Below are 4,155 nucleotides of genomic sequence, written 5' to 3' on the forward strand. Positions count from 1 at the left end.
TTTGATGAGTGCATTGACGACCGTCTCGCTGTCCTTGCTGGCTATCTTCACCAGCATGACGTAACGTGTCTGGCGCTCGACGAGGGTTGCAATCTGGCTGCTGCCGGTACCGCACAGCAGATCACCTTCCCAGTGGCCCGGTACGGCCCGGTCTTCAACGGTCGCGGGGCGTTCGCTGATCGATACCGTGTCGCGAGTCCTGCCGTGATCGTCCGTCTTCTGCGTATGGTGGCGCGAACGGCGCATGGCCCGGGTGCGCCGCAAGTGTTCGAGCAATTCCTTCTTCAGGGCGCCACGGGCCTGTATGAAGAGACTGCGATAGATGGTCTCGTGGGACACGTGGTAGTCCTCGTTGTCTGGGTACGCACGCCTGAGCCATCCGGCAATCTGTTGCGGTGACCACTGCAGCTGGAGCTTGCCTGCCACGATCTGCGCCAGCGTTCGGTGCTCAACCAGTTTACAGACTTTGGGACGCTGCGCCCGATCCCAGGCAAGCTGATCGGCGTGACTTGCGCGGTAGCCATCTGGTCCGCTGTTACGCTTGATTTCACGGCAGATGGTGGAGGGAGACCGTGAGAGCCGCATGGCGATCGACTGGATCGAGTCGTCAGCCACAAGCGCCCGCGATATCTCTTCGCGCTCAGCCAGCGTCAACGCCAATCTCGATCGATGCCTCTGTGGTGGTTGGATCCCGCCTGTCTCCGCCAGAATCCCTTGTACCGACGAATGGTTCCGGTCAAAAAGCTGGGCGATCTTCTGGAGTGATTCTCCCTTCCGCCAACGTTCCCACATCAGCGCTTTCTGCTTCTCGCTGTAATAAATCCGGCGTCGCTGTTTCATCTGCAACACTCCCACTGCTTGCGCAGTCTTCAGTGTGTTGCATCCACCGGTTGAATCCGCCAGGTATAACGGCCGTCCGCCCGGGAGACTCGATCAGATGCGGCGGGCCGCCTTTGTTTCCCCGGAATGGCCGCCCGTTTTCGGGGCATACCAATCACCTCATCTTGACAACGACTTTGCCTTTGGCTCGCCCGGTGTCGACGTAGGCCATCGCCTCCCTGGTCGACTCAAACGGAAAGATCCGATCCACAACCGGGCGTATGACGCCAGAATCGATGAGGGACGTTATCTCGCGTAGTTGGTCTCCGCTTGCCCTCATGAACAGAAACGAATAGCTAACCTTAAGACGTTTTGCTTCCTTCCTGATCCGATAACTCAGGAGACGCATCACCAGTCCCAGGAACGGGGACAAACCAAGCTCCTTTGCAAAATCCGGATCCGGTGGCCCAGAGATCGAGATGAGCTGTCCGCCGGGTTTGAGCACGCGCAGGGATTTGCTGAGCGTCTTTGCGCCGAGACTATTTATAACCACGTCATAGTCGGAAAGGATATTCTCGAAGTCGTCCTTCCTGTAATCGATGACGACGTCTGCACCGAGGCGCTTGACCCAGTCCACATTCGCCGTGCTTGTTGTCGTCGCGACGAACGCGCCGACATGCTTCGCCAGCTGGATCGCAAACGTCCCGACACCACCGGAGCCCGCGTGGATGAGAACCTTTTGTCCTTTTGCGAGATGTGCTCTTTCGATCAGTGCCTGCCAGGCAGTTAGACCAACCAGCGGAATGGAAGCGGCCTCTTCCATGGTGAGCATCTCTGGTTTGATCGAGAGGTCCGCTTCATTCACTGCAATCAGCTCCGCAAACGCGCCGATTCGATCTTTATCGGGCCGCGCATAGACTTCGTCGCCGGCCTTGAATCGCTGAACGCGCGGTCCAACCCGGACGACCACCCCGGCCACATCGTTGCCCAGAACGAGCGGCAAGCGATAGGGCAAAACGAGCTTGAATTCGCCGTCGCGGATTTTGGAATCAAGAAGGTTCACACCTGCGGCGTGCACCTGGATCAATACGTCATCGTCGCGTAGTTCCGGTTCCGGCAACTCGCCAATACGCACGCCATCCTTGCGTCCGTAACGTTCGAGAATAAATGCTCTCATAGTGTTTTGTTTCCCAGATTTGATTTCTCGGTCCACGCGTTCTTTTCTCGGCGGCGATCGAGACCTTAGCCAGCGCCCCGCAGCTTGCGTCGCAACTACGAACTAAAAGTTCCTGTTTCGTGGCGCGCGTGCTCGATGAGAGCGACACCCACGAACATCAGAGCAAGCGCGACTTCTATCGCGACGGCGGCCAGGATGCCGGACCGGGCATGGCTGGTGAGGAATTCGAAGACCCCAAGGCCCGCGAGAGTTAAGCAGGCAACAATCAAACCTTTGACGAGAGCGGAACGGGCGGATGATGGTTCCGCGTTCCTCGCCGAGAAGAACATAAACCCGATGCCAACATACAGAGCTGCCCCGCGCCGACCGATCAGTCCGACCGGATATGAGAACTCGACACCCCACCTTGACGGGAAGAAATTGGGCGCAAGCATCCAGGCGAATCCCAAAGCGAAGAAAACAAGCGACGCAAGGATTGCAAGATTGCGGAACTTGACGTTCATGACGATTTGCTATTTTTGCAGGACTGGCTTGCCAGACCTCGGCGACGGTATCGTGTTGAGCCGCAGGTCCTTCCGAAGCGCGGCGTCCACCAGACCCGCTGGCATGAATCTGCGCAGCAATTGCAGACGGCTCGCGAGCGCACCCGCTGTGTACCGGAGTCTCGGACGAGCCGCAACTGCAGCCTTCAGCACGACCTCGGCCACGACGCGGGGCTCCGTAGCAGTTGCCATCACCTCATTGACGCGGTTGCTGACGACCGCACGAGCCTCGCGGTATGCATCGAGCTTGGCATCGGGTTCCAGGAAATTCGCATCGAACGGCGTCTTGGTGTAAGCCGGCTCAATGACCGAGACACGGATGCCCCAGGTGCGCAGCTCATGGTCGAGCGATTCGGAATATCCTTCAATCGCATGCTTCGTTGCCGCATAGAGCGCCCCGTACGGCATCGGTAAGAAACCGAGCACCGAGCCGATGTTGACGATGCGACCACTTCCTTGGCGTCGCATGTGGGGCACGACGGCGCGGGTCATCCGGACGACGCCAAAGACGTTTGTGTCGAAGATCGACCGAGCCTGCTCGATCGAGCTTTCTTCGGCGCCCGCCGGAGCCACACCAAAGCCGGCGTTATTCACCAGCACGTCGATGCGCCCCCCCCGTCGTATGACTTCGTTGACCACCGCCGCGACGGATTCATCGCTGGTGACGTCAAGGGTCAGCATCTCAAAGGGTCTCTGACCCGTGAGGGCAGCCCGTCTGCTCGTGCCGAAGACCGTGTAACCGGCGTCGGTCAGCCGCTGTGCGGCGGCCTGTCCGATGCCTGAAGATGCTCCCGTAACAAGGGCCACACCCAAATTCGTTTTGCCGACCATTCGAAGCTCCATGTAAGAGGGTTTCGGTCACTACCAATTTGAAATCGACTATACTGGCAAATCGAGAGCATGTCACTATCAAAATAGTATGGACGACAAGAATTTTTGCGATGAGCCGTGTCCGATCGCGCGCAGCCTGGGTGTCGCGGGCGACGCGTGGAGCATTCTTATCCTGCGCGACGCCCATGCCGGTCTCACGCGTTTTGACCAGTTCCGCAAAAGTCTGGGCATTGCACCGACGATGCTGACCCGGCGACTGGCAACGCTGACAGAGGAGGGACTACTGGAGAAACGCCGCTACTCTGAGCATCCGCCGCGCGAGGAGTACCTGCTGACGGCTGCCGGGCGAGACTTCCTGCCGGTGCTCTTCATGATCGGTGCATGGGGGCGGCAATACCGTGGCGGCGGCAAGCTGGTTCGCTTCCTGGATGCGGAAACAGGAACAGAGATAAGGGCGGTGGCGGTCGACGAGGTCACGGGAGCGAAAATCGGGACTCGTCCGATACGCGTGGTCAACCCGGACAAAGATTGACACCGCGATGATTGCGCTGCCACGCTTCGTTGCGTAAGTTAGCCGAACGTCGTAGCGCTTCGATTTCTGATGGATCCCGCTGGCAAATCAATTGGGCGGCACAGTCCGTGACAGTCCGTTAACTGAGCCCAAGCAGGCGCTCTAACGTCTGGGTGCAAGCGCGATCGAACGGCAGAAACCTGGCCGAACCCGGTCCGACGATGAGCCAACAGTGCCCTCCGACGTTGAGGCTCCCACGTCGGGCAGCAGTCGAC

5 protein-coding genes are annotated in these 4,155 nt (G+C 59.0%); 1 reads left to right on the forward strand and 4 read right to left on the reverse strand.

The features are described 5' to 3' along the window. The 4 genes from PQQ53_RS34855 to PQQ53_RS34870 form a co-directional block, all read right to left on the reverse strand. On the reverse strand, positions 1–840 hold an 840-nt coding region (locus PQQ53_RS34855), incomplete at its 3' end, for an IS30 family transposase (RefSeq protein WP_408329250.1). A gap of 154 nt (positions 841–994) precedes the next feature. Then, the gene (locus PQQ53_RS34860) at positions 995–1,996 is read right to left on the reverse strand and encodes an NADP-dependent oxidoreductase (protein ID WP_408150874.1); all 1,002 of its coding nucleotides are present in this window, start codon (positions 1,994–1,996) and stop codon (positions 995–997) included. 95 nt (positions 1,997–2,091) lie between these two features. Beyond that, complete coding sequence (locus tag PQQ53_RS34865; RefSeq protein ID WP_408329253.1) at positions 2,092–2,499, reverse strand: hypothetical protein; 408 nt, start codon at positions 2,497–2,499, stop codon at positions 2,092–2,094. 9 nt (positions 2,500–2,508) lie between these two features. After that, positions 2,509–3,369 (reverse strand): oxidoreductase, encoded by an 861-nt coding sequence (locus tag PQQ53_RS34870; RefSeq protein WP_408329256.1) that lies wholly within the window; start codon positions 3,367–3,369, stop codon positions 2,509–2,511. Between the two features lie 88 nt (positions 3,370–3,457). Between PQQ53_RS34870 and PQQ53_RS34875 the strand changes: the two genes are divergently transcribed. Beyond that, the gene (locus PQQ53_RS34875) at positions 3,458–3,901 is read left to right on the forward strand and encodes a winged helix-turn-helix transcriptional regulator (RefSeq protein ID WP_408150872.1); all 444 of its coding nucleotides are present in this window, start codon (positions 3,458–3,460) and stop codon (positions 3,899–3,901) included. The last annotated feature ends 254 nt before the right edge of the window (positions 3,902–4,155 follow it).

It is taken from the genome of Paraburkholderia strydomiana (assembly GCF_046030495.1).
Taxonomy (GTDB): Bacteria; Pseudomonadota; Gammaproteobacteria; order Burkholderiales; family Burkholderiaceae; genus Paraburkholderia; species Paraburkholderia strydomiana_A.

What these genes read in the sequence shown, in the direction of transcription:
- PQQ53_RS34865 (WP_408329253.1), bottom strand. Translation starts at nt 2,499, where the DNA reads ATGAACGTCAAGTTCCGCAATCTTGCAATCCTTGCGTCGCTTGTTTTC.
- PQQ53_RS34860 (WP_408150874.1), bottom strand. Translation starts at nt 1,996, where the DNA reads ATGAGAGCATTTATTCTCGAACGTTACGGACGCAAGGATGGCGTGCGT.
- PQQ53_RS34875 (WP_408150872.1), top strand. Translation starts at nt 3,458, where the DNA reads ATGGACGACAAGAATTTTTGCGATGAGCCGTGTCCGATCGCGCGCAGC.
- PQQ53_RS34870 (WP_408329256.1), bottom strand. Translation starts at nt 3,369, where the DNA reads ATGGTCGGCAAAACGAATTTGGGTGTGGCCCTTGTTACGGGAGCATCT.